The organism is Streptomyces sp. ISL-11 (assembly GCF_018614525.1).
Lineage (GTDB): Bacteria > Actinomycetota > Actinomycetes > Streptomycetales > Streptomycetaceae > Streptomyces.
Genome location: NZ_JAGGOL010000005.1, coordinates 20,389 through 43,194, shown reverse-complemented (window position 1 = coordinate 43,194; position 22,806 = coordinate 20,389). Strand labels below are relative to the sequence as shown.

Annotated in this window: 23 protein-coding genes and 1 pseudogene; 14 read left to right on the top strand and 10 right to left on the bottom strand. The window is 72.8% G+C overall.

What is annotated here, in order from left to right; translation table 11 throughout:
* The first annotated feature begins 110 nt into the window (after nt 1–110).
* From J7E86_RS01040 to J7E86_RS01005, 8 genes are all read left to right on the top strand, one after another.
* Nucleotides 111–1,145 (top strand): IS630 family transposase, encoded by a 1,035-nt coding sequence (locus tag J7E86_RS01040; RefSeq protein WP_215078758.1) that lies wholly within the window; start codon nt 111–113, stop codon nt 1,143–1,145.
* Between the two features lie 614 nt (nt 1,146–1,759).
* Nucleotides 1,760–2,788 (top strand): L-threonine 3-dehydrogenase, encoded by a 1,029-nt coding sequence (gene tdh, locus J7E86_RS01035; protein WP_215078743.1) that lies wholly within the window; start codon nt 1,760–1,762, stop codon nt 2,786–2,788.
* Nucleotides 2,789–2,965: 177 nt separating this feature from the next.
* On the top strand, nt 2,966–4,159 hold the full coding sequence (locus J7E86_RS01030) for a glycine C-acetyltransferase (RefSeq protein WP_215078742.1): 1,194 nt from the start codon (nt 2,966–2,968) through the stop codon (nt 4,157–4,159).
* 191 nt (nt 4,160–4,350) lie between these two features.
* On the top strand, nt 4,351–5,265 hold the full coding sequence (locus J7E86_RS01025; RefSeq protein WP_215078740.1) for a LysR family transcriptional regulator: 915 nt from the start codon (nt 4,351–4,353) through the stop codon (nt 5,263–5,265).
* 472 nt (nt 5,266–5,737) lie between these two features.
* On the top strand, nt 5,738–7,339 hold the full coding sequence (locus J7E86_RS01020; protein ID WP_308312426.1) for a M48 family metalloprotease: 1,602 nt from the start codon (nt 5,738–5,740) through the stop codon (nt 7,337–7,339).
* Nucleotides 7,340–7,495: 156 nt separating this feature from the next.
* Nucleotides 7,496–8,557, top strand: coding sequence for a DUF4034 domain-containing protein (locus J7E86_RS01015; protein WP_215078730.1), 1,062 nt, complete (start codon nt 7,496–7,498; stop codon nt 8,555–8,557).
* A 211-nt stretch (nt 8,558–8,768) separates the two neighbouring features.
* A complete protein-coding gene (locus tag J7E86_RS01010; RefSeq protein ID WP_215078728.1) occupies nt 8,769–9,761 on the top strand; it encodes a GlxA family transcriptional regulator in 993 nt (330 codons plus the stop codon).
* Between the two features lie 177 nt (nt 9,762–9,938).
* A complete protein-coding gene (locus J7E86_RS01005; RefSeq protein WP_215078727.1) occupies nt 9,939–10,556 on the top strand; it encodes an isochorismatase family protein in 618 nt (205 codons plus the stop codon).
* A gap of 56 nt (nt 10,557–10,612) precedes the next feature.
* Here the strand turns inward: J7E86_RS01005 and J7E86_RS31505 are convergent, their stop codons facing one another.
* From J7E86_RS31505 to J7E86_RS00995, 3 genes are all read right to left on the bottom strand, one after another.
* The gene (locus tag J7E86_RS31505; protein WP_285439618.1) at nt 10,613–10,738 is read right to left on the bottom strand and encodes a hypothetical protein; all 126 of its coding nucleotides are present in this window, start codon (nt 10,736–10,738) and stop codon (nt 10,613–10,615) included.
* A 32-nt stretch (nt 10,739–10,770) separates the two neighbouring features.
* A complete protein-coding gene (locus tag J7E86_RS01000) occupies nt 10,771–11,658 on the bottom strand; it encodes a hypothetical protein (protein ID WP_215078725.1) in 888 nt (295 codons plus the stop codon).
* A gap of 128 nt (nt 11,659–11,786) precedes the next feature.
* Nucleotides 11,787–12,269: a DUF6098 family protein gene (locus J7E86_RS00995; protein WP_215078722.1), complete on the bottom strand. Its 483-nt coding sequence runs from the start codon at nt 12,267–12,269 to the stop codon at nt 11,787–11,789.
* Between the two features lie 254 nt (nt 12,270–12,523).
* Between J7E86_RS00995 and J7E86_RS30625 the strand changes: the two genes are divergently transcribed.
* The gene (locus J7E86_RS30625) at nt 12,524–13,117 is read left to right on the top strand and encodes a hypothetical protein (protein ID WP_251018490.1); all 594 of its coding nucleotides are present in this window, start codon (nt 12,524–12,526) and stop codon (nt 13,115–13,117) included.
* 91 nt (nt 13,118–13,208) lie between these two features.
* The gene (locus J7E86_RS00985) at nt 13,209–13,871 is read left to right on the top strand and encodes a hypothetical protein (protein WP_215078720.1); all 663 of its coding nucleotides are present in this window, start codon (nt 13,209–13,211) and stop codon (nt 13,869–13,871) included.
* Nucleotides 13,872–13,895: 24 nt separating this feature from the next.
* On the opposite strand, the gene J7E86_RS00980 is transcribed toward J7E86_RS00985, so the two are convergent.
* The 3 genes from J7E86_RS00980 to J7E86_RS00970 all read right to left on the bottom strand — a co-directional run bounded on the left by J7E86_RS00980 (nt 13,896) and on the right by J7E86_RS00970 (nt 16,587).
* The gene (locus J7E86_RS00980; RefSeq protein WP_308312425.1) at nt 13,896–14,603 is read right to left on the bottom strand and encodes an AAA family ATPase; all 708 of its coding nucleotides are present in this window, start codon (nt 14,601–14,603) and stop codon (nt 13,896–13,898) included.
* A 126-nt stretch (nt 14,604–14,729) separates the two neighbouring features.
* Nucleotides 14,730–15,971 carry a hypothetical protein gene (locus tag J7E86_RS00975; RefSeq protein WP_215078718.1) on the bottom strand — a complete coding sequence of 414 codons (1,242 nt, stop codon included), beginning with the start codon at nt 15,969–15,971 and terminating at the stop codon, nt 14,730–14,732.
* Nucleotides 15,972–16,161: 190 nt separating this feature from the next.
* Nucleotides 16,162–16,587 carry a carboxymuconolactone decarboxylase family protein gene (locus tag J7E86_RS00970; protein WP_215078753.1) on the bottom strand — a complete coding sequence of 142 codons (426 nt, stop codon included), beginning with the start codon at nt 16,585–16,587 and terminating at the stop codon, nt 16,162–16,164.
* A 543-nt stretch (nt 16,588–17,130) separates the two neighbouring features.
* Between J7E86_RS00970 and J7E86_RS00965 the strand changes: the two genes are divergently transcribed.
* From J7E86_RS00965 to J7E86_RS00950, 4 genes are all read left to right on the top strand, one after another.
* Nucleotides 17,131–18,078, top strand: a complete 948-nt coding sequence (locus J7E86_RS00965; RefSeq protein ID WP_215078716.1) for a class I SAM-dependent methyltransferase — start codon at nt 17,131–17,133, stop codon at nt 18,076–18,078.
* 41 nt (nt 18,079–18,119) lie between these two features.
* Nucleotides 18,120–19,022: a phosphotransferase family protein gene (locus tag J7E86_RS00960; protein ID WP_215078714.1), complete on the top strand. Its 903-nt coding sequence runs from the start codon at nt 18,120–18,122 to the stop codon at nt 19,020–19,022.
* Nucleotides 19,023–19,093: 71 nt separating this feature from the next.
* Nucleotides 19,094–19,783: a rhomboid family intramembrane serine protease gene (locus tag J7E86_RS00955; RefSeq protein ID WP_308312424.1), complete on the top strand. Its 690-nt coding sequence runs from the start codon at nt 19,094–19,096 to the stop codon at nt 19,781–19,783.
* A gap of 166 nt (nt 19,784–19,949) precedes the next feature.
* Nucleotides 19,950–20,516 carry a GNAT family N-acetyltransferase gene (locus J7E86_RS00950; protein WP_215078712.1) on the top strand — a complete coding sequence of 189 codons (567 nt, stop codon included), beginning with the start codon at nt 19,950–19,952 and terminating at the stop codon, nt 20,514–20,516.
* Nucleotides 20,517–20,531: 15 nt separating this feature from the next.
* On the opposite strand, the gene J7E86_RS00945 is transcribed toward J7E86_RS00950, so the two are convergent.
* From J7E86_RS00945 to J7E86_RS00930, 4 genes and pseudogenes are all read right to left on the bottom strand, one after another.
* Nucleotides 20,532–21,080, bottom strand: a complete 549-nt coding sequence (locus J7E86_RS00945; RefSeq protein WP_215078710.1) for a GNAT family N-acetyltransferase — start codon at nt 21,078–21,080, stop codon at nt 20,532–20,534.
* Nucleotides 21,080–21,496 (bottom strand): thiol-disulfide oxidoreductase DCC family protein, encoded by a 417-nt coding sequence (locus J7E86_RS00940; RefSeq protein WP_215078708.1) that lies wholly within the window; start codon nt 21,494–21,496, stop codon nt 21,080–21,082. The genes J7E86_RS00945 and J7E86_RS00940 overlap by 1 nt, the downstream gene beginning before the upstream one ends.
* 43 nt (nt 21,497–21,539) lie before the next feature.
* Nucleotides 21,540–21,653, bottom strand: a pseudogene (locus J7E86_RS00935) (DUF664 domain-containing protein); the annotation flags it as partial.
* Nucleotides 21,654–21,740: 87 nt separating this feature from the next.
* On the bottom strand, nt 21,741–22,796 hold the full coding sequence (locus tag J7E86_RS00930) for an aldo/keto reductase (RefSeq protein WP_215078706.1): 1,056 nt from the start codon (nt 22,794–22,796) through the stop codon (nt 21,741–21,743).
* Between the last annotated feature and the right edge of the window lie 10 nt (nt 22,797–22,806).

Genomic DNA, 22,806 nt, shown 5'->3' with positions numbered 1-22,806 from the left:
GCTTACGGGACATCATTTAGTGTCCTGAGTCGGAGATTCGTCGTTGGTTTGGTGTGAGTCGTCCTGGACCGAAGATCCCGCCGGTGGTGCTGAGTGATGCCGAGCGGGTGATGTTGCAGTCGTGGGTGCGTCGTCGTTCGAGTGCCCAGTCGTTGGTGTTACGGTCGCGGATCGTTCTGGAGAGCGCGGACGGTCGTGCGATCGCCGAGGTCGCCCGGCGGCTGGGCGTCACTACGGACACCGTTCGGGCCTGGCGCCGTCGCTTCCTGGAACGCCGGCTTGACGGTCTGTGCGACGAGCCACGTCCGGGTGTCCCGCGCAAGATCACCGATGCCGACGTGGAACGCGTGATCGTGAAGACGCTGGAGGAGACGCCGAAGGACGCCACGCATTGGTCGACGCGGTCGATGGCCGCGGCGACCGGGATGTCCCAGTCGGCGATTTCGCGGATCTGGCGGGCGTTCGCTCTCCAGCCGCACCGGGCCGAGACGTTCAAGCTGTCCAGGGACCCGCTGTTCATCGACAAGGTCCGCGACGTGGTCGGGCTGTATATGGATCCTCCGGAGCGGGCTCTGGTGCTGTGTGTGGATGAGAAGTCACAGATCCAGGCACTGGACCGGTCCCAGCCAGTGCTGCCGATGATGCCCGGGGTGCCCGAACACCGCAGTCACGACTACGTGCGCGCGGGCACCACGACCTTGTTCGCCGCCCTGGACACCGCGACCGGCAAGGTCATCGGCTCACTCCACCGCCGCCACCGCGCGCTGGAGTTCAAAAAGTTCCTCGCCAAGCTCGACAAGGAGGTCCCGGCCGGCCTTGAGGTCCATCTGATCCTGGACAACTACGTCACGCACAAGGTCCCGGCGGTCAAGCAGTGGCTGGCGGCACATCCTCGGTTCCACCTGCACTTCACCCCAACCGGTTCGTCCTGGCTGAACCTGGTGGAGCGGTGGTTCGCCAAGCTCACCACGAAGAAGCTCCGGCGCGGGGTCCACCGCTCGGTCCAGGCCCTTGAACGCGACATCCGGGCCTGGCTCACCGACTGGAACCAACACCCCAGGCCGTTCGTCTGGACGAAGACCGCCGACGAGATCCTCGACAAAGTCGCCGCTTACTGCCGACGAATCTCCGACTCAGGACACTAGGTCGACTTCCCCTTCCCGCTGCTGCGTCACATCGCGCGGATGCTCACCGCGGTGACGATCACGTTCAATGGGGCGGCCTCCTGGCCCGACCTGCTCGGCTCGGCCATCGGAGGGGCGACTTGCCGGCCTGACCTGCCGGCACCCGGCCGCACCCACCTCCGCCTCGTCATGTACCGCACCTGCCTGTGTGGTGGGCCGGAGCGCCGCCCGCCGGCTGCCGCCCCGCGCATGTCACAGCTTGCCGGGTGCCGCACCCATGAGTGTCCGCTTGGCGGACAGCCCGGTGGGAGCCGTGCCGCTCAGTCGCCTCGGCCTCCCGGGAATCCGGCGCGACGGCCGACAGGCCCGCTCGCCAGCGTGGCCGCAGTGACGAACATGTGACTCCTCCTCCCCGTGAACGCGGTGGCTTCTCGCTCTGCAGGTTGGCTTCCCGACGGACCGCTCCCCGCGTGAAGCTCCGCTGTTGCCGCGCTTAAGAAAACCTCGATGGACTTGGCGGCCGCGAATCGGCACATTGGTGCGCGCAAAGGATTGCCGCAGCGGCCCGCCCCGGCGGCAGCCCGTCGGCCCGTCAGCGCTCGGTCAGCACCCCACCACGCCTGGAGCGGCATTTCATGAAGGCACTCGTCAAGCACAAGGCCGAGCCCGGGCTGTGGCTCATGGACGTTCCCGAGCCCGAGGTCGGCTCTGATGACGTCCTGATCAAGGTGCTGCGCACCGGTATCTGCGGCACCGACCTGCACATCCGTTCCTGGGACGGCTGGGCCCAGGGAGCGGTCAGCACTCCCCGGGTCCTCGGTCACGAGTTCGTCGGCGAGGTCGCGACCGTCGGCGCGGACGTCCGTGACATCGCGGTCGGCGACATGGTCAGCGGTGAGGGCCACCTGGTGTGCGGGAAGTGCCGCAACTGTCTGGCCGGCCGCCGCCACGTGTGCCGCAGCACGGTCGGCCTCGGCGTGGGCCGCGACGGTGCGTTCGCCGAGTACGTCGCCCTGCCCGCCTCCAACGTCTGGGTGCACCGCACGCCCGTCGACCTCGACGTCGCCGCGATCTTCGACCCGTTCGGCAACGCCGTCCACACGGCCCTCTCCTTCCCTCTGGTGGGCGAGGACGTCCTGATCACGGGCGCGGGCCCGATCGGCATCATGGCGGTGGCCGTGGCCCGCCACGCCGGTGCCCGCAACGTCGTCATCACCGACGTCAGCGAGCCCCGCCTGGAGCTGGCACGCAAGGCCGGTGCGACCCTCGCCCTCAACGTCGCCGAGGCCAAGATCGCCGATGCCCAGCGCCAACTGGGCCTGCGCGAGGGCTTCGACATCGGCCTGGAGATGTCCGGTCGCCCCGAGGCCATGCGCGACATGATCGACAACATGACGCACGGCGGCCGGATCGCCATGCTGGGCCTGCCCGCCCAGGAGTTCCCCGTCGACTGGGCCAAGATCGTCACCTCGATGATCACCGTCAAGGGCATCTACGGCCGCGAGATGTACGAGACGTGGTACGCGATGACCGTCCTCCTCGAAAGCGGCCTGGACCTCAGCCCCGTGATCACCGGCAAGTACTCCTACAAGGACTTCGACGCGGCCTTCGACGAGGCCGCCACCGCCCGCAGCGGCAAGATCATCCTCGACTGGACCGCCTGACCGCCTGACCGCCTGACCGCCTGACCGCCTGACCGCCTGACCGCCGACCGCCTGACCGGCGGCGCCGGCAGGCATCAAAGGCCGCCCGGTCGCCGGAACACCGTCCGGCAGCCCGTCATCCGTCCGGTCGGCGGCACCGCCGCCCCCCTTCTTCCTCCCTCTCCAAGGAGCCCCCGCATGTACAAGTCCGTCCGTGACGACCTCCGCGCCACCCTCGACGAGATCCGCGAGGCCGGCCTCTTCAAGCCCGAGCGCGTCATCGGCACCCCGCAGAGCGCCTCCGTCCACGTCACGGCCGGTGGCGCCCCGGGCGAGGTCCTGAACTTCTGCGCCAACAACTACCTCGGCCTCGCCGACCACCCCGAGATCATCGGCGCCGCCAAGGACGCTCTCGACCGCTGGGGCTACGGCCTGGCCTCCGTCCGCTTCATCTGCGGCACCCAGGACGTCCACAAGGAACTCGAAGCACGCCTGTCGGCCTTCCTCGGCCAGGAGGACACGATCCTCTACTCCTCCTGCTTCGACGCCAACGGCGGCGTCTTCGAGACCATCCTCGGCCCCGAGGACGCCGTCATCTCCGACGCCCTCAACCACGCCAGCATCATCGACGGCATCCGCCTGTCCAAGGCCCGCCGCCACCGCTACGCCAACCGCGACCTCGCCGACCTGGAGCAGCAGCTCAAGGACACCCAGGACGCCCGCCGCCGCCTCATCGTCACCGACGGCGTCTTCTCCATGGACGGCTACGTCGCCCCTCTGCGCGAGATCTGCGACCTCGCCGACCGGTACGACGCCATGGTCATGGTCGACGACTCCCACGCCGTCGGCTTCGTCGGCCCCGGCGGCCGCGGCACCCCCGAGCTCCACGGCGTCATGGACCGCGTCGACATCATCACCGGCACCCTCGGCAAGGCCCTCGGCGGCGCCTCGGGCGGCTACGTCGCCGCCCGCGCCGAGATCGTCGCCCTGCTGCGCCAGCGCTCGCGCCCGTACCTCTTCTCCAACTCCCTCGCCCCCGTCATCGCGGCCGCCTCCCTGAAGGTCCTCGACCTCCTGGAGTCCGCCGGAGACCTGCGCGAGCGCCTGAACGCCAACACCGCGCTCTTCCGCACCAAGATGACCGAGGCCGGCTTCGAGATCCTGCCGGGCGACCACGCCATCGCCCCCGTCATGATCGGCGACGCCGCCGAGGCCGCCCGTCTGGCCGAACTCCTTCTGGAGCGCGGGGTGTACGTCATCGGCTTCTCCTACCCCGTCGTCCCCATGGGCGCCGCCCGCATCCGCGTCCAGCTCTCCGCGGCCCACTCCACGGCCGACGTCGAGCGGGCCGTGGCCGCGTTCGTCGACGCCCGCGAAGCCCTCAAGGGCTGACGCCGGCGGCCCCCGGGAGCGGCCCCACGCACGGGCCGCTCCCGGGCCCACCCGCACAGGACCCCGGGACCGGACCCTGATCCGACCCCGGCCACCGGCCCGGATACGCGCCCGGCCGCGCCCACCCGTACACCCTGCGGCGCGGCCGCGCCCTGGGCCGGGACCCGCGCGATCCCTGGCAAAATAGCCGGGTGATCGACCCCCGGCGGCTGCGCATCCTGCGCGCCGTGGCGGACCACCGCACGGTGACCGCCGCGGCTGCGGCCCTGTACCTGACCCCCTCGGCCGTCTCCCAGCAGCTCGCAGCGCTGGAACAGGAGACCGGCCACGCCCTGCTCACCCGCAGCGGCCGCGGCGTACGCCTGACCGCACCCGGCGAGATCCTCCTCACCCACGCCCACGAGGTCCTCGCGCAGCTGGAACGCGCCGAAGCGGAACTGGCCGCGTACGCCGGCGGCACCGCGGGCGAGCTCACCGTCGCGGCCTTCGCCACCGGTATCGCCGAAGTCCTCGCCCCCGTCGTCACCCTCCTCGCCGACCGCCACCCCGGCATCCGCTTGCGCGTGCGCGACGCCGAAGGCGACGAGAGCCTGCTCCTGGTCCTCGACGGCGGTGCCGACGTCGCCCTCGCCGTCGAATACCGTGGGGCGCCCCGGGAGGACGACCAACGCCTGGCCCGGGTCCCCCTCTACGCCGAACCCTTCGACGCCGTCCTGCGCGCCTCCCACCCCCTCGCGCAGGAACCCCACATCCGCCTCGAGGCCCTCGCCGACAGCGACTGGGTCGGCCCTTACCCCGGCAACCCCTGCCATGACGTCATGGTCCTGGCCTGCGAACTCGCCGGGTTCCAGCCGCGCCTGGCGCACTCCTCCGACGACTTCCGCGCCGTGGTCGCCCTGGCCGGCGCGGGCGCCGGAGTGGCTCTCGTACCCCGCTCGGCCCTGCGCGGCATCGAGCTCAAGGACACCGTCGTCCGCCCCGTCGAGGGCCGGACCGCCACCCGCCGCGTCTTCGCCGCGGTCCGCCGGGGCGCCGAGGACCACCCCCTCATCCGTCCCGTCCTCGACGCCCTCAAGGAGACGGCCGGCTCCCTGTCCACGGGCTGACACCGCCGGACCGGCGAGACGTCAGCGGGCGCCTCACCGTTCACAGCTTCCGGGGAGATGGCGACGACACTGTCTCGGCGCTCCTCTCTCCTGCACGGCTCACGTCGAGTGGACCGCGGTGCTGCCGCTCGCGACCGGGGCGACGGCCGGCGGACGGATCGGCGCCCGCGTGGGCCGCAGGCTCTCGACCACCGCGTCGCGCGTCATCGTGGTCGGCGTCGGCCTCGTCCAGCTGGCGCGGCTGACGGACGGACGCGCGCTGCGGGCGGCGACCGGCGCTCCGTCCCGCCGGACGAGCATGCGCCCCCGCCGCCCGGGGGGAAGCGCCCGATCATCGCCCTGCTCCAGGCCAGGGGCCGTTCGGCATCCGGCGAAAATGATCCGATCCGTGCGCGATTCGCACATATGATCACCTCGCTCTTATTCTTCTTCATGCGGGGGACTCTGTTCTGTGGGCACCTCTCCGCGCGCGGTGCGCGCGTTGGTCTTGCTGGCCGGCTTCTACCTGGTCGCTCTCGTCGTGCTCGGCGTACTCGTCGGGGCCGACATCGCGGTCTGGATCTGGGCGCCGCCCCCGGTCGCGATCAAGGTGACCGTCATCTCCGCCTTGCTGGGTTACCCGGTCCTGCGGGGCGTCTTCACGCTGGGCGCGGGCACCGGGGACGAGCAGGAAGCGCTGCCGGTCACCGAGCTCGATCAGCCCGAACTGTGGGGGACGGTGCGGGCGTTGGCCGAGCGCTCCGGGACCCGTGCGCCTGACGGGATCCTCCTCACCGGGGAGGTGAACGCGGCGGTCTCCGAGGACGCCCGGCTGCTGGGCCTGTTGCCCGGACGGCGCCGCCTGTACCTCGGCGTGCCGCTGCTGACCGGCCTGAGCGAGTCGCAGCTGCACTCGGTGATCGCCCATGAGCTGGGCCACTACGGCAACGCGGACACCCGCCTCGCGGGCATCACCTGGCGAGGCCGCGACTGCGTGCTACGGACTGTGGCGGCCTTCCAGGAGCAGGAGGGGAAGCGGATCGGCAAGGAGCGGTCCCGGCAGGAGAAAGCGGCCGCCAGGCGGCTGCGCAGGGGCAAGAAGGCAAAGGGCGTGGACACCCGAGGCGTCGGGTTCCGGTACCGCCTGATGGCCAAGCCTTTCCAGGCGTACGCGCGGTTCTACCTGCGGGTCACCAGCGGCGTCGGCCGGCAGCAGGAGCTCGCCGCCGACCGGATGGCGGTCCGGGTCGCGGGCCGGGACGCCACGGCCTCGGCGCTGCGGGAGATCGCGGTGCTCGACGCCGCCCACGACTTCTACCAGAGCCGGTACGCCCTGCTGGGCGTCGAGGCGGGCCTCCTTCCCCCGCGCGGTGAGGTCTTCGGCGGTCTGCGCCACCTGCTCGCCGACCCCCGGCGCCGGTCCGCCCTGGCGGAGTTGCGCGGCGAACTGCCGGCCGACGAGGAGTCCCCGTACGACTCGCACCCTCCGGTGGCCGAGCGGGTGCGGCTGATCGAGGCGCAGCCCGACGACGGCCGTGGGGCGGACCCGGCGCGGCCCGCGCTGGTGCTGCTGCGCGATGCCGGGCGGGTGCTGGCGGAGCTGGAGGACGTCCTCCTCACACCGGAGGCACTGGCCATGGAGCGGGCGGAATGGCCCGAACTGGCGCACAGGGGGATGCACGCGCTGGCGAGGGAGGCCGCCGGGCCGCTGCGAACGGCACTGGCCACGGCGGGGGTCGCCTCGGGCAGCGCCTCGGGCGACCTCACGGCCCTGCTGGACTCCGCCGACGCGGGACGGCTGTGGCTGGTCGCGGGGCACCTGCCCAAGTCGCCGGAGGCGGCAGAGGCGACAGGTCGGGCGGCGCGGGAATTCCTGCGGCCGGCGCTGGAGGCCGGGACGTACGGACTGGCGGAGCTGGCCCTGGTGGAGAAGGCCGGGGCGTACTGGGAGCTCTCCTGGTCCGAGCGGGTGCGGCTGCGGCTGCCGGGGGCCGCGCACTCCGGTGAGACGGAGGAGGCGCTGGCGGCTGCGGTACGGGCAGCCACCGCGGACGCCACGGACACCGCGCCGCTGCGCACGCTCCTCGCTCGCTGAACCCACGAATCCACGAATCCACGAATCCACGAATCCACGAATCCACGAATCCACGAATCCACGAATCCACGAATCCACGGATCCACGGATCCACACTCTGTAAATCCGTAAATCCACGAATCCATGAACTCACGACTGATCGGACCGTAGAAGCCCATGTCCGGGATCCTCCCGCTCATCGTCATCGCAGTCATGCTCTTCTTCTGGCTGCGGTCCAGGCAGCGCGCCAAGCGCGCGGAGGGACTCGCCGCCGAAATCGGTGCGAGCCTGCTGCCGCCGGAGCGCCAGAGCACGGACCGGGCGTACCCGGACCCCGAAGCGGAAGCCGTGCTGGCGGCCCTTTCCCGGGGCGAGTGGCAGCCCGCCGCCCAGGCGCTCGCCGCGGCGGGCACCGACTGGGAACGCCGTTCCTACCTCGTCGGGGTTGTCGCGGCGCGGGCGGCCGAGGACGACACCTGGCTGCGGGCCTGGCAGGCCGCGCGCCCCGACGACCCGGACGCGGCCGTGGTCCACGCGGACGCGAAGGTGTCGCTGGCCTGGAAGATCCGTGGCGGGGGCTGGGCCAAGGACACCTCCGCCGAGCGGTTCGCCGGCTTCCACCGGGTGCTGCGGGAGGCCAGGGAGGACTTCGCCCGGGCCGCGTCCCTGGCCCAGCCCGGCGACCCCACCCCATACCTCCTGCAGATCCCGCTGTACAAGGGCCTGAGCGCCCCGCACGAGGCGCTGCGCCAGCTGTGGGCCGAGGTCACCGCCCGCGCCCCGTACCACTACGAGGCACACTGGTACGCGCTCCAGTACTGGAGCGCGAAGTGGTGCGGCTCCATGGAACTCGCCCGCGACTTCGCCGCGCAGGCCGCGGCGGCGGCTCCGCGCGGCAGCTTGCTGACGATGTTCCCGCTGGTCAGCTGGTACGAGCACAACGATGACGAGGCGCCGGACGAGGCCTACGGCTGGCCGGAGATGAAGGCGCTGACCGAGGCCGCCCTGGCGGATGTCGCCGTGGCGCGGCCGGGCCACCCCAGGGTCGCGGAGGTCCGGCATCTGCTGGCCTACTGCCTGACCAAGCAGGGCCGCCATGAGGCCGCCTTGGAACAGTTCCGGCTGGTGGACGGCTATGTGGGGGCCCTTCCGTGGCGCTACTACAGCGACCCGGCCGAGGTCTACTGCCACGTCAGGGCCGTGGCGCTCAAGGGTGCGGCGTCGAGGGCCGCCGGCTGAGCCTCGCGGAATCGAGGCAGGCAGTCAACGCGCGCTCGGCCATGGTCGCGGCTGGTGCTCCTGCCGCGGGTCCGACGCCGGCGCCTCGGTGACATGGGCATCGACGGGGGCGCGGTGACAGGGGTGGCGCTCCGCCCGCCCGGAACCCGTGTCCGGATGTGACAGGAAACCGTCATTGCGGCCATGGCCTTCATCCCCTGACGATGGACGCATGCCCACTACGCACCGTGTCGTCATCGCGGTCTTCCCCGATGTCGATCTCCTCGACGTCACCGGCCCCGCCGAGGTGTTCGCCCTCGCCGACCGGCAGACCGAGGGCCGCGCCCGCTATGACGTCCGGCTCGCCGCGCCACAAGCCGGCGAGGTCCGGACGTCGGCGGGGGTGCGGCTGTGCGCCGATCTGTCGTTCGCGGAGGTCGGCGCGCGGGTGGACACCTTGCTGGTGCCGGGCGCGGTCGATCGAGGCGGTTCCGGCCCGGTGGCCCGCGTCGACCCGGAGGTCGTGGAGTGGGTACGGGCCACCGCGCCGCACGCCCGGCGGGTGGCGTCGGTGTGCGTGGGCGCCCATGTGCTGGCGGCGGCCGGTCTGCTGGACGGGAGGACGGCGACCACGCACTGGTCGACCGCCGCCCAGCTGGCCGCCGACCACCCCGCCGTCACGGTCGACCCGGACCCGATCTTCGTCCGCGCGGACCGGGGCCGGCTCTGGACCGGGGCGGGGATCAGCGCCTGCCTGGACCTCTCGCTGGCCCTGGTGGCCGAGGACCACGGCGAGGAGGTGGCGCTCGCGGTGGCCCGGCAGCTGGTGATGTACCTCAAACGGCAGGGCGGGCAGAGCCAGTTCTCCGTGCCGCTGGCCGGCCCGGCCACCTCCCGGCGGGACATCGACGAACTGCGCCTGTGGATCGCGGACCACCTCGGCGAGGACCTCTCGGCGGGAGCCCTGGCGCTCCGGATGTGCCTGAGCGAACGGCACTTCGCGCGGATCTTCACCCAGGAGACCGGCACCAGCCCGGCCGCCTACGTCGAAGCCGCCCGGGTCGAGGCGGCGCGCCGCCTGCTGGAGGGCACCGACCACCCGCTCGACCGGGTCGCCGCCACCGCCGGGCTCGGCTCGGTGGAGACCTTGCACCGGGCGTTCCGCCGGCAGCTCGCCACCACGCCTGCCGCCTACCGCCGCCGCTTCCGTACGACGACCGCCTGATCCCTCCGGCCCGTACCGCCCCGATCCCCTACGCCTTGAACGCAGGCCGCCGCGTCCACGCGGACACCGGCCGGCCGTGCGGCTTCGCCGTGCCCGGATTCCCGGCGCCCGCTCCCTTCCGACCGACTGTCTCTCCTCTTTTTCCTCATGTACCGCACCACCTGGAAAGGACCTCTCATGACCTCCATCGCCCCCTCCACCACGCTCCGCGACGTGTCCGGCATGGACAACAAGCCGCCCCGGCTGAGCGAGTCGACACTGATCATGATCGACTTCCAGAACACCTACCGCTCCGGCGTCATGGCCCTCGACGGCGCCGAGGCCGCCCTGGCCGCCGGTGCCCGGCTGCTGGCGCGGGCCCGGGCCGCGGGGACGCCGGTCGTCCACATCCTCCACGACGGCGGCGAGGGCACCCCGTACGACATCCGCGCCGAGATCGGCCGCATCAGCGACGAGGTCGCCCCGGTGGACGGCGAGGCCATCGTCGTCAAGCATTTCCCGAACTCCTTCCACGACACGGAGCTGGCCAAGACGCTGACGGAGCTCGGCGTCGGCGCGGGCGACGACCTCGTCCTGGTCGGCTTCATGACACACATGTGCGTCACGTTCACCGCCGAGGGCGCCTTCAACCTCGGCTACCGGCCCACGGTCGTCGCCGAGGCCACGGCCACCCGCTCCCTCGCCGCCCCGGACGGCACCGTCGTCCACGCGGCCGCCCTCAAGGCCGGCGCCCTGACGACGATCACCGATCTCTTCGGTACGGTCACGCCGACGGTCGACGACCTCCCGGCCTGAGCCGCGCCCGGGAGGCGGGGTCTCCCAGGAGGCCCCACCTCCCGGGACACCGCCCCTCAGCCCACCGGGGTGGTGACCTTCTTGCCCTGGCCGTCGACGGCGAACCAGAGGCCCTGTTCGCCCTGGCCCTGGATGTCTCCGGGCTTCTTGCCGCCGGTGAACCCAAACGGGGTGTCAGCCACCGCGCCAGTCCCCGGCGCCCTGCTCGGCAGGTTCAGGAGCCGTCGTCGGGTGTGGACGTGCCCGTTCGACGTCGGGCCTCGCGTGCCGCCTGTTCCGCTTGTTCGAGGCTTCGGTCGGTCTGCCGGGCCCTTTCGGCCGCAGCGCGGTGCCGGGCCCGGGCGTCCTTGAGCCGGTGTTCGAGGTCTTCGAGTCCGCGCTCGGTTTCGGCCAGGGCCTGTCGCGCCTCGTCGGCCTCGTCGCGTCGTCGGTCCAGCTCCCCTTCGCGGGCATGGAGCTCCTGCTCCGCCTTCCGCGCTTCGTGCCGGGCGCGCGTGGCCCGCTCCTCCGCCTCGCGCTGCCGGCGCCGGTCCCGGGCGGCGTCCAGTTCGCTCACCGTCGCTTCCCGGCCCGGGGCACGCTCACGATCCGGTGCGGACGGCAGGCGGCGCACGGTCCCGCTGTCCACGGCGGGGAAGCCGGCAGGCGAGGCCAGGGCGGTGACCAGCCGGCCTCCGGCCCATTCCTCGGCTGCCTGCGGGTCGGCGAGGACCGCGTGCAGGGTCGCCGCGACCTCACGCTGCGGGCTGTCACCGATCCGCTGTCCCGCCTCGGCCGCCAGCTGCCCGGCCTGGCGGGCGAGCGTGTCGACGAGGACGCGCTGCCGGCGGCTCAGCTCGCGCAGCCGCGCGCCGTCCAGTTCCCGATGGGCCTGCCGCAGGCCCTCACCGAGGGCGGTCAGCAACTCGACTTCCTCGGGCCGTTGTCGGGCCAGGAGATTGCAGGCCCAGGCGGCCAGCGTGGGGCGTCGCAGAGCGCGGATGCTCTTGGCGAGTGCGCGGTCGCCGGACCGTCCCGCCTCGGCCGCGCGTCGGTCGCGGGACGCCGTGAACTCCGCCGGGGGCAGCCCGTACAGCTCGTCGGCGACGGCATCGAGATCCACGGGCACCTCTCAGGAGACGGCACACGCCGAGCCGCTACGACCTCTCCACGGTGGTCCGGATCGCTTACGGCAGCCACAGCATGCCTGCCGAACGGGTGACCTCCGGGCCGGGCGGAACAACGGTGCACTCAGCGAGCTCGGGTTCCACCACCGCCACCACTGCCGGCGCTTCGGTCCAACGGCCCCCACGGCCCCCGCTGAAGGGCGATCTCGTCCTCCGCCTCGGCGATCACGCGGCCGTCGATCCAGGCGATCGGCGTCACGTCGCGTACGAGCGGTTCGTTGTCGGGGCCACGGCCGATCGCCCGCGCACGCAGGACCCAGGGGCGCACCTCGGGGCCTTTGTGTTCGCGAAGGTGGCAGTAGTCGTACAGGCGCCGGGCCACCCAGAGCCGGACCGGCCGCCCCTGCCACCACGGCTCGACGTCGAGGGCGTTCACGGAGAGTCCCGGCAGACTGATCCCGGTCAGTTCGTCGGTGCTGGACGCCTCGCCGAGATCGCGCCGGGGGCCGCGGGACCAGCGCACGTACAGGTTGTCCTTCTGCTCGACCAGGCCGGCCAGGGCGTCGAGACTACGGAGCACCGGCAGCTGGTCGTCGTCGACCGTCATCGCCCCGTACTCACCTCCCGTCCCGGCTTCACCTCGCCGACCGCGCGAGGCGGCCGCCGAGGTCTCCTGCGGCATAGAGACATCCGGTACATCCGACACAGGCGATGCATCCGAACCATCGAGTGCCCATCGAGTGTTCATCGAGTATCCAGTTCCACCCACGGCATTCCCCCGCCCCATGAGTACCCCCTCCCCACCAGGTACCTTTCCCACTCACCCCCCCCACAGCCGCCACTCTCGTAACAAGGAACCCCGTGACGACACCCACCCCTCCCGCTCCCGGCAACCACCCCGGGCAGCCCGCCACGGCCTACGGACAACCCCAGACCCCCCACACCGGCTACCCGCAGAACCCCTACCGGCAGACGCCGGCTCAGCCCTCGCCGCATGTGCCGCATGTGCCGCAGGGTTACGGTCAGCCGGCCGCGCCCGCGCCCGCACATGCGGGCGGACCGCAGCAGACCCTCTGCCGGTTCTGCGGAGCCTTCCCCGCCGTCAGCACGACGATCCGCAGCCACCAGGGCCTCGTCCTGCTGATGCGCTTCACCCGCCTGGAGGGCCCCTTCTGCCGTACGTGCGGCACCTCGGTCTTCCGTGACATGACCACCCGCACCCTGTGGCAGGGCTGGTGGAGCCCGTTCTCCCTGGTGCTGATCAACCCGATCACCATCGTCATCAACCTCGTCGCCCGCGCGAAGCTGAACAAGCTGCCGGAGCCCGTCCCCGGCCAGCCCGGGCCGCAACTCCAGCCGGGGAAGCCGGTCACGTCCCGGCCGGTCGCCCTGGTCGCCCTCATCCCCCTCGGGTGGTGGATAACCCTGATATCGCAGATCCTCATCCACGCGTGAACCCCTCGGCCCGGGCTCGGCGACGCGTCCCCACCAGGACCGCCGCAGCCCGGGCCGTGGGCCGAGTCCCCGTGGGCGGCACAATGTTCGTATGAGACGAGCCTCGTCCGTATCACTGGGCACCGCCGCGCTGCTGCTGCCCCTGACGCTGACAGCATGCGGTACGGAACGCTCCGGTACGCCGGACGCGCGGCCCGCCCACGGGAAGGCCACCGTGGACCGGGCCGACCTCGCGGCCCGTGCGCGAGCCATCGAGACCACCACGGACATGATCTACGTGATCAAGGCGCCCGGCTTCGAGGCCGCCCGCCAGTCCGTCGGCGTCCACGGCGACGACGGGTTCTCCAGCGCGTACGTTTCCAAGAGCGGCGGCATCATCACGCTCACCGTCGACCGGGGCACGCTGAACGAGACCAACTGCCCCACGGCGTCGCTCCAGGGAGCCGTGGAGGGAAAGGTGATGTGCGAGCGGGACGGCGACAGCTGGTATCGCACCGCCGCCGGTGCCCAAGGCCATGAGTACGCCCTCGCCAAGGACGGCCGCGTCGTACGCCTCGGCTCCGACGCGAAGACCGTGAACCGCGACACCCTTCGCGCGGCCGCCCGTTCCGTCCACCTCGGCGACGAGCGGGAACTGGACGCCCTCCTGCCGCCGTTGCGCGAGCGCGGCGGCAGCGGGCCGACCGAGCGCGGTGACCTGCCGCCGGTGGGCGACGGCGCGCCGGACAACCGGCCGCCGAACGCGGGCGGCTGACAGCGGGCCGGACGCCGGAGCGGTTCAGGGAACGGCCACCCCGGACGGCTCCTGCGGCGGAGCCGCCGGGCAGGCGCGGTCCGGGCCGAACTCCACCGCCGCCACCCGCTCCCGCGAGGTCCGGCCGAGAAGCACCACCGACGCCGCCTCCGCCACGACGTTCGGAACCGGGCACACCGGCGCCTCGTCCCCGGCGGCCGCGGCATGCGCGGACAGCTCCCGCAGCAGCCGGTCGAGCCCCCGCCGGTGCCGGGCGAAGACGCGCTCGGGGGCCCACCGGCCACGCGCCTCCTGACCCGCCAGGGCCTCGGCCGCCCCGACGTCCAGCAACACCAGATGCAGCTCGCGCCCCTGATGCCCCGCGGTCCGCGCCAGCCACCGCCGCATCCAGGCCCGGCTCCCGCAGTCGTGCACCAGGAAAGCCCCGCCCTCGCGCACCGCCGCCCGCAGCCACCGGAAGTGCTCCCAGCGCGCCCAGGGCCGGTACACGGCGTACGGCAGCCGGTCCGGCATCACGGCCTCGCACGCGACGTGGACGTCCCGGGGGTCCACCGCCGGCGCCGCCTCGGACCAGCGCCGCAGCAACGTGCTCTTGCCGCTGCCCGGCAGGCCGGAGACGACCACCACGGCGCCCGCCGGATACGACAGGACACCGGGCGCCCCGCCCGGCCCCCGCAGATCCACCAGTCCGCGCGGCCGCAGCACCGGCCCCGGCCCGCATATCTCGCTCACTACCGCCCCTTGCTCCACCCGGCCTGCCCCCACGGCCTCGCGCGGGCCGCCGACCGGCCCGGGAGGGCCCCCGGCCGGGGCACGAACCGGGGACAGCCTGCAAGACGCGACCGGGGCGCCCACGGTTCAGGATCGGTGCGGGCTTCGTTCACCGGGCCGGACGGCGGGTGACAGCCCGACCCGCAGGAAACGCGGCCGGTAGATGCCCGCGCGGCGGATGACGTCGTCGGGGACGAGGCTGTTGACGTTGTACGAGAGGACGAGTTCGCCCCGGCGCCCGAGTCCGGGGTGCTCGTGCGGGTTGTACGCGAAGACGTCCGGGTCGCGGTACGTACCCAGCGGGCCGGCCTCCGGCGCCCGGTACACCGTGCGCGGCCGGCCGAACGGACCGCCGGGCGCGCGCGACCACGCCAGCTGGATGTCCGGACTGAACGGTCGGTCCGCCCGCTGCGTCACCAGCGCGTACCAGGAGCCGTGCCGGACGACGCTGAGCTCGTCGGAGACGCGCAGCGCGGCCCCGCCCGGCCCGGACAGCCGGGCGGCACGCGACTCGCGCGCGGACCAGGTGCCGTCGGCGGCCCGATAGCGCCAGGGACCCCGCAGGTCGGAGCCGGGAACGCGGGCCAGGCGCAGGTGGCTGCCACCACCGGCCGCCGGCTCGGTGCCGTAGACGTAGGTGTGGCCGCCCTGCCGTTCCAGCCAGGCGCCCCAGGAAACCCCCGCCGACGACGGCAGGGGCGTGAGCGACAGCGGCCGGGAGAGCCGCTCGGGGCGGAAGCGGGCCAGCACATTGCCACGCCAGGCCACGTCCAGGGGATCGCTCCCGGTGCGCGCGTAGCGGGCGTAGACGACGGCGACGCCCCGGCCGTCGGGGACCCCGGCCCGCGCCCAGCACCACTCGTCGCGGCCGGCACCCGCCACGAGGGACACCGCACGGCCGGACCGGTCCCGTCCGGTGACGGTGCGCGGCCCGCGGCGGTTCCACAGCACGAAGCTGTTGTGGACGAACGGCGTGGTCCCACCGTCCTCGACGACGGGGGAGCGGGAGCCGTCGGGCCGTACCGTACCGAGGAAGGTGTCGGAGAAGACCCACAGCCGTCCGTCGGCCATCGGCACGGAGTACGTACTGTCGCCGCCGGTCCAGTGATCCGGCGCCCGGACACGCTCGGCGTACGCCCTGAACGCGTCGTCGAGCGCCGTGAGAGGCCGTACGGAGACGACACGCGGCGGCTGACCCGCGGCGGGCGGCGGTGCGGGAGGCAGGAATCCGCAGAGCGCGGCGAGGCAGGGCACCACCAGGCGGAGCGCACGCGGCCGGGCCGTACGGGCGGCGGCGCGCCGGTGACGGAGCGGCAGCGGGAACCTCATGACGGCACTTCAACGAGTACCGGGGCGACGGGGTTGCCGCCCTTCACCTGGTCGGCCGGATCGACGGAGGGCCCGGGCGCAGCGAGGAGCGCACACGGCGGCCGGCGCGACCGCGACGGACGGCTTCGGTGACCGGCGTCGGAACGCCGGTCACCAGGAGGTGTCACAAAGAATCCCGGGCGGTCGATTCCTACTCGGTGCCGGGGGTCTTGCGGGTCGTGACGTTCATCCGGTTCCAGGCGTTCACGGTGAAGATGAGCGCGATGAGCTGCGCCAGTTCCTTCTCCTCGAAGTGCTGGGCGGCCTCGTCGTAAACGGCGTCCGAAACGCCCTCGGGCAGCCGCGTGACCGCCTCGGTCAGCGCGAGCGCGGCCCGCTCCTTCGCGGTGAAGAGGCTGGACTCCTCCCAGGCGCTGAGCTGGTAGATCCGCTCCTCGGTCTCGCCGGCCTTGCGGGCGTCACCGGTGTGGTAGTCGATGCAGTACGCACAACGGTTGACCTGCGAGGCGCGGATCTGGACGAGTTCGAGGAGAACGGGGTCGAGGCCGTCACGGGCGGCGGCGTCGAGGGCGAGTACGGCCTTGAAGACCTTGGGGGCAACGGTGCCGAAGTTCATGCGCTGGGGAATCTCAATCGCTGTCATGCAGAGAACTCTAGGAGCGGAATAGGTCTGAGGTATGGTGCATTCCCGCGCCGGAACGATGGGTCAATTCCGGTGCCTGGACGCCGGATCCGCGGGTGCGTCCGGGGCCGCCTCCGGTCAGGCGGCAGCCGCCGGCGCGTCGAGCCGACCGGGCGGCGACGAAGGCGCCACGCAGGCGGTCACGTGGACCTCCGAAGACGCCGCTGAACATCGGTGGGGCGAGGATCTTCGGTATACCGGCACATGATTCCGGACCCGGCGAGCACGCCTCTCGCGCTCTCCGCCTGCCGGAGGCACGCCGCGGACGCCGGGACGTACGGACAACGGCTCACCTGAGTGGGTGAGGCGGTTCCGAGAATGCGCGTACGCCCTCTGGGCATTCAGCCCTTTGGCAGGAAATCCCGTCGCCACGACCGGGGGCACCGTGGCCGGGCTCGGAGAAGGGCCCGCTCCGGACGCCGCGGCACAACCGCCGCCGGTCCACCCTCACCATCGCGCATGCGGAAAGGGACGAACATGCCTCGTGACAAGGACGGCGCCGGCGGACTGCCGGAAGCGAGGACCGTCCGCCAGGATCCCGCGCCGGGTCGGCACCCCCTCGTACGCCCGGCGCTGGAAGGCGTGCCGGAGACCGCGCTGTGGGCTCTCCATCACCGTGCGGCACGAGCCCGGGCGGCCCCCGGCGCGCTGCCCGACCCGATGGCCGTGAGCGCCGCCGACCGGTGCGACTACCCGTTCGCGCGGAAGTTCGGCCGGCCCAACGCCCTGATGTCCCAGTACCTGGCCCTGCGCGCCCGGTTCTACGACCGGGAGGTGCTGCGCTTCCTCGTCCGGCACCCACGGGCCACCGTGGTGTCGCTCGGCGAGGGCCTGGAAACCCAGTTCTGGCGTGTGGACAACGGACAGCTGCGCTGGCTGACCGTCGACCTGCCGGAGGTCGTCGCCCTGCGGCGTGCCCTGCTCCCGCACGGCGACCGCCAGCGCACGGTGGCCTGTTCGGCACTCGACCTCCGCTGGGCGGACCACATCGGGCCGCACGACGGGCCGGTGCTCGTCCTGGCCCAGGGCCTGTTCACCTACCTGCGCCGCTCCGAGGTGGAGACCCTCATACGCGCCTGCGCCGACCGCTTTCCGTCCGGGACCCTGGTCTTCGACACGGTTCCCCCGTGGACCATCGCCCTCAGCCGCCTCCGCCTGATGCGCTGCCGCGGCTTCGCCTTCCCGCCCATGTCGTTCTGGCTGACGACCCGGGGGCTGGCCCGCCTGACCTCCGTCCACCCGCGCGTCGTCGACGCGCGCCACATCCCGTCCCCCGCCGGCCACGGTCCCCTGGGCGCGGTCCTGCGCCACGGCCACCGGCTGCGCCTGGCGGGCAGCGCCGTGCCCGCCGACGTACGGGTGAGCTTCGCGGACCGGCCCGGGGAAGCGCCCCACGGGACCGGCGCGGCCGGCGGGCGGCGATAATCGTCAACCCCCGTCACCAGCACGCGCGAAAGGCCAGGCCCATGACACGCCCCTCCGAGGAAGCGGCCGTCTCCGCCGCTGTCGCCGTCGCCGCCGAACTGGGCCTGGGCGACGTCCGGCCGGAGATCCTCGGCAGACTCAGCAATCTGCTCGTCCACCTCTCCCCCCACCCCGTCGTGGCCCGCGTGGCCACGGTGATGGGTGAGCTGCGCGGCGGCGGCACGGCCTGGCTGGGCCGGGAGGTCGCGGCGATACGGCACCTCGCGGGCCGGGACGCCGTCGCCCTCCCGGCGACGGTGCCCCCGGGCCCGTACCTGCGCGACGGGCACGCGCTCATCCTCGTCGGCCTGGAGCACCACGATCCCTCGGCGTTCCTCGATCCGACGGACGTCGGCACGTCCTTGCGCCGCCTCCACGACAACCTGCGCGACCTCCCCGAATCGCTTCCCGCCATGGGACTCCTGGCAGAGAGCCGGGCCTGGCTCGACGGGCTCGCCCCCGGCCCGGGCCTGGGGAGCGACGCCCTCGCGCGCCTGCGCGAGCGGTACGAGCGGACGTCCACCGCCCTGGCCGGCCTCGGGCTGGAGAGCCGGCCCCTGCACGGTGACGCCCACGCCGGCAACGTGATGGCCACACCGCGCGGTGTCGTCTGGACCGACTTCGAGGACGTGACCGCGGGCCCGGCCCTGTGGGACCTGGCATGCCTGGTCGCGCGCTCGCGGGTGTTCGGGGCGGGAGAGGGCGGCTACGACGCCGAGTGGGCCGACACGGCGGTACGGGCCTACGGCGCGCGCCCGGACGACCCGGCCCTCGACCTGCTCGTCACCGCCAGGACCCTGACGGTCGCCGCCTGGGGGCTGGCCGCGGCGGGGACGGACCGGCCGCGGCTGCGCGAGCTGAGCCTCACCCGGGTCGCCTGGCTGCTCGGCGGCGACGCTTCGTAGGGTGAGCAGCCGACGGGGGCACCGGCCGCCGTCGGGGAGGACCGTATGACGAGTGAAGAGTGGTGGGGGCAGTGAGCCGGAGTCCGGCCCGTATCGGTGCGGCCGGTGCGGAGGAAGTGCTCGCGGAGGCGCGCAAGGCGTTCCTCGTGATGTTCGGTTTCCTGGCGGTCCTCTGGCTGATACAGCTGGCCAACTGGGGCGGGGACTACACCCTCTCCCACGACTACGGCGTCGGCTCCGGCGATCCGGCCACCCTGCCCGCCATCCTCACCGCGCCCCTCCTCCACTGGAGCTGGGCACACATCGAGAGCAACTCCGGCCCCCTGTTCGTCTTCGGCTTCCTCGCGGCCTACCGCGGCGTGGCCCGCTTCCTCGGGCTGACCCTCCTGATCGCGGTGACGAGCGGGCTCGCGGTGTGGATCTTCGAGCGGGACAACGTCGCCACGGTCGGCGCCAGCGGGCTGGTCTTCGGCTACTTCGCCCACGTCGTGGTCCGCGGCCTCGTCGACCGGCACCTGATCGACACGCTCATCGGCATCGTCATGGCGGCGTCCTTCGCCTACACACTCGCCGGAGCCGTGCCCGGGGCGCCCGCCGGGATCAGCTGGCTCGCCCACCTCGGCGGTCTCGTCGGCGGGCTCGCCGGTGCCTGGCTCCTCCGCGACCGGCCGACCCGTGCCAAGACCGCCGACATCCCGGCGGCACGCGCCGGCCACCCGCGGGCGGACCTCCACAAGGAACTCGACGACCTCGGCCTCTGACCGGCCGGGGCAGCGGGGAGCGGCCGAGGCCCGGCGGCGGTGAACCGCGGCCGGACCACCACACATGCGAGTGATCATCCGATGGACGCCATGGCTCCCGCGCCCGCGCGGCACCAAGCTTGGTCGGGCGCCTGTCGCTGCCCGCTTCGTGGAAGGAAGCCCTCACATGAGCAGCCCGCACCCCCTCCTCACCGGCGACCGGCTCGCCCTGGGTGTCCCCCGTGACGAGACGCTGACCGAGTACCACCAGTGGGAGAACGACCCCACCACGATCCTCGGCCGCGGCGAACAGTTCCCGCGACCGGGCGAAGCACGCGCCGCCGCCTGGGCCCGGCAGCGCGGCAACCCCCACCACGCGCCGTTCGAGATCGTGCGCCTGAAGGACAAGCAGCCCGTCGGGCTCACCGTGCTGCGCATCGACCCCGACGCCCGGTCGGCCGAGTTCACGATCGTCCTCGCGCCGGCCCAGCGCGGCAAGCGCTACGCGGAGGAGGCCACGCGTCTGACACTGGACTGGGCCTTCAACCTGGGGGCCCTGCGCACGGCCTGGCTGAAGGTGCTGGAACCGAACCGGGCGGGGCTCGCCGCCTTCGGCAAGGCGGGCTTCCAACTGGCCGGGCGGCTGCGGAAGTCCGGCTTCTGGCTCGGTCAGCGGGTGGACGTGCTGCTGATGGACGCGTTGTCCGAGGAGTTCCCCGGCCCGTCGGCGATGTGCACGACCCTGGGCAGCTGAGGCGGCCGCGGGGCGCTAGGGGAGGGGATCGCAGGCCAGCCGGGCGTGCGTCTCGACGTCGTGGCGTACGCCGTCGTACACCAGCTTCTGCCGCTGGAGCCCCTCCGCCGCGAACCCGGCGGCGCGCGCGACCCGGCACGACGCCGGATTGTCCACCCGGTGCCCCAACTCCAGGCGGAAGAGGCCGAGATCGCCGAAGGCCCAGCCGGCCAGTGCCCGGCACCCGGCGGTCGCCACACCGCGGCCACGGGCCGAGGCGGTCGTCCAGTACGAGACCCATCCCGTGCCGTGCCGGCGCTCCACCGAGCCCACCGCGACGTTCCCCAGCACCCGGTCGGCGCCGTCGACCACCGCGAACGCGAACGCCGCACCCGCGTCCCACTCCTCCGCGCGAGCCGCGAGCCAGCGCCCGGCCGCGCCGGCCGAGTCGACCGGCGCGGCCGCCTGCCACCGCATGACCGGCTCGGCGAACGCGTCCATCACGGCGGCCGCGTCCGACGGTGCCCAGCGACGCAACACCAGGCCGGCCCCGGCCTCGATCCGACCGGACGTCCCCGCGCGCATCAGGCGGTGGCCGACGGCGGGCCGCCCTGCGCACGCGACCGGTGCTCGGCGGGCAGGGCACACGCCGGCGTGCCGCCGGGCATGCGGTCCCGGTTGTCGGCGACGAGCCGGTACGCGCCGTGGGCGATCCAGCGCAGCGGCGGCAGAGTGAGCGAAGCCCCCAGGACGGCCCACCCCCGCCCGGCACTCAGCAGCATCTTGGCGACCGCCTGAGCACCACCGTGCACCGCGCCCACCGGAGTGATCCACAACAACTCGTGGTCGGCGCGCTCCCGGGTGGTGCCGAGTGCGTCCAGATCCGCGAACTGCCAGGGCACGGCATCGCAATCGGGCCGCACCCGCCGCTCGGCGAACGCCACCGAGGTGGAGCAGAAAGCACAGTCACCGTCGTAGACGAGCACAGGTCGAGTCCGCATGCCCCCATCATGCCGCGCCCCGTCCCAGCGGCCCCATCCGCCCTCACGCTCCTGTGAGCCCGTCGACGCGCTCGCGCACCAGATCGGCGTGACCGCTGTGCCGCGCGTACTCCGCGATCATGTGCACGCAGACGAGCCGGAGCGTCATCGTCCGATCATGCATCGTGGCGCCCACGCGTCGCGAGCCGTTTCGCGGCACCGGGCGCGTGCGGGAGACTCCGCCCGCCCTGAGGGAAACCCGCCGTTACCGGATCTCCGTCGTCGTGCGGCGGTACGTCGAGCGCCGGTCCTCGATCGCCTGCCAGCGGTCGCCGTAGACGTTCTGCGTGATGGCCGGTTCGCGCAGGAAGTCGTGGGGGAAGCCCAGCGGCACCGCGCTCACCTCGTCGAGCCGGCGGACCGCGTCGGCGTCCAGTGCGACGCGCACGCTCGCGAGATTGTCGGCGAGCTGGCTCTCCTTCGTGGCGGCGACGATCGGGATCACGTTGCCGGGCCGGCCGCGGAGCCACGCCAGGGCCACTTGGGCCGGACTCCAGCCGCCCTGCTCGGCGATCTCCAGCACCGCGGTGACGACCGCCTCCTCACCGGCACCGGTCGTGTTCTCCCCGACCGTGTCCAGCCGGCCCGTCTCGCCGCGACGGTACTTGCCCGTCAGCTTGCCGGCCGCCAGCGGCGCCCAGGCCAGTACGGCCTGGTCGAAGGCGCGCGCCTGCGGCAGCAGTTCGCGCTCCGGGGTCCGCTCCAGCAGGTTGTACCGCATCTGCGAACCCGCGAACGACGTCCACCCCCGCAGCTCCGCGACCGTGTTCGCCTGCGCGATCTCCCACGCCGGCCAGTCGGACACGCCGATGTAGAGCACCTTCCCGGCCCGCACGAGGTCGTCCAGAGCCCGCATGACCTCCTCGACCGGGGTGAAGTTGTCCCGGGCGTGCACCCAGAGCACGTCGACGCGGTCCGTCCGCAGCCGGCCGAGGCTCGCCTCCACCGACTGCACGAGGTTCTTGCGGTGGTTGCCCGCCGCGTTCACATCGCCCTTACGCGTCGCGCAGCTGTACTTCGTGGCCAGGACGAATTCCTCCCGGCGACCCTCCAGCAGCTCGCCCAGGATCGTCTCCGAGCTGCCGTCGGTGTAGTTGTCGGCCGTGTCGATGAAATTGCCGCCCGCCTCGGCGTAGGCGTCGACGATGCGGCCACTGGTGTCCTTCGCGGCGCCCCACCCCCAGTCGTCACCGATGGCCATGGCGCCGAGGCTCAGCTCGCTCACCCGCAGTCCGGTCTTGCCGAACAGTGTGTACCGCACGGGGGTTCCC

What these genes read in the sequence shown, in the direction of transcription:
- J7E86_RS01040 (WP_215078758.1), top strand. Translation starts at nt 111, where the DNA reads ATGTTGCAGTCGTGGGTGCGTCGTCGTTCGAGTGCCCAGTCGTTGGTG.
- tdh (WP_215078743.1), top strand. Translation starts at nt 1,760, where the DNA reads ATGAAGGCACTCGTCAAGCACAAGGCCGAGCCCGGGCTGTGGCTCATG.
- J7E86_RS01030 (WP_215078742.1), top strand. Translation starts at nt 2,966, where the DNA reads ATGTACAAGTCCGTCCGTGACGACCTCCGCGCCACCCTCGACGAGATC.
- J7E86_RS01015 (WP_215078730.1), top strand. Translation starts at nt 7,496, where the DNA reads ATGTCCGGGATCCTCCCGCTCATCGTCATCGCAGTCATGCTCTTCTTC.
- J7E86_RS01010 (WP_215078728.1), top strand. Translation starts at nt 8,769, where the DNA reads ATGCCCACTACGCACCGTGTCGTCATCGCGGTCTTCCCCGATGTCGAT.
- J7E86_RS01005 (WP_215078727.1), top strand. Translation starts at nt 9,939, where the DNA reads ATGACCTCCATCGCCCCCTCCACCACGCTCCGCGACGTGTCCGGCATG.
- J7E86_RS00995 (WP_215078722.1), bottom strand. Translation starts at nt 12,269, where the DNA reads ATGACGGTCGACGACGACCAGCTGCCGGTGCTCCGTAGTCTCGACGCC.
- J7E86_RS00985 (WP_215078720.1), top strand. Translation starts at nt 13,209, where the DNA reads ATGAGACGAGCCTCGTCCGTATCACTGGGCACCGCCGCGCTGCTGCTG.
- J7E86_RS00975 (WP_215078718.1), bottom strand. Translation starts at nt 15,971, where the DNA reads ATGAGGTTCCCGCTGCCGCTCCGTCACCGGCGCGCCGCCGCCCGTACG.
- J7E86_RS00970 (WP_215078753.1), bottom strand. Translation starts at nt 16,587, where the DNA reads ATGAACTTCGGCACCGTTGCCCCCAAGGTCTTCAAGGCCGTACTCGCC.
- J7E86_RS00965 (WP_215078716.1), top strand. Translation starts at nt 17,131, where the DNA reads ATGCCTCGTGACAAGGACGGCGCCGGCGGACTGCCGGAAGCGAGGACC.
- J7E86_RS00960 (WP_215078714.1), top strand. Translation starts at nt 18,120, where the DNA reads ATGACACGCCCCTCCGAGGAAGCGGCCGTCTCCGCCGCTGTCGCCGTC.
- J7E86_RS00950 (WP_215078712.1), top strand. Translation starts at nt 19,950, where the DNA reads ATGAGCAGCCCGCACCCCCTCCTCACCGGCGACCGGCTCGCCCTGGGT.
- J7E86_RS00945 (WP_215078710.1), bottom strand. Translation starts at nt 21,080, where the DNA reads ATGCGCGCGGGGACGTCCGGTCGGATCGAGGCCGGGGCCGGCCTGGTG.
- J7E86_RS00940 (WP_215078708.1), bottom strand. Translation starts at nt 21,496, where the DNA reads ATGCGGACTCGACCTGTGCTCGTCTACGACGGTGACTGTGCTTTCTGC.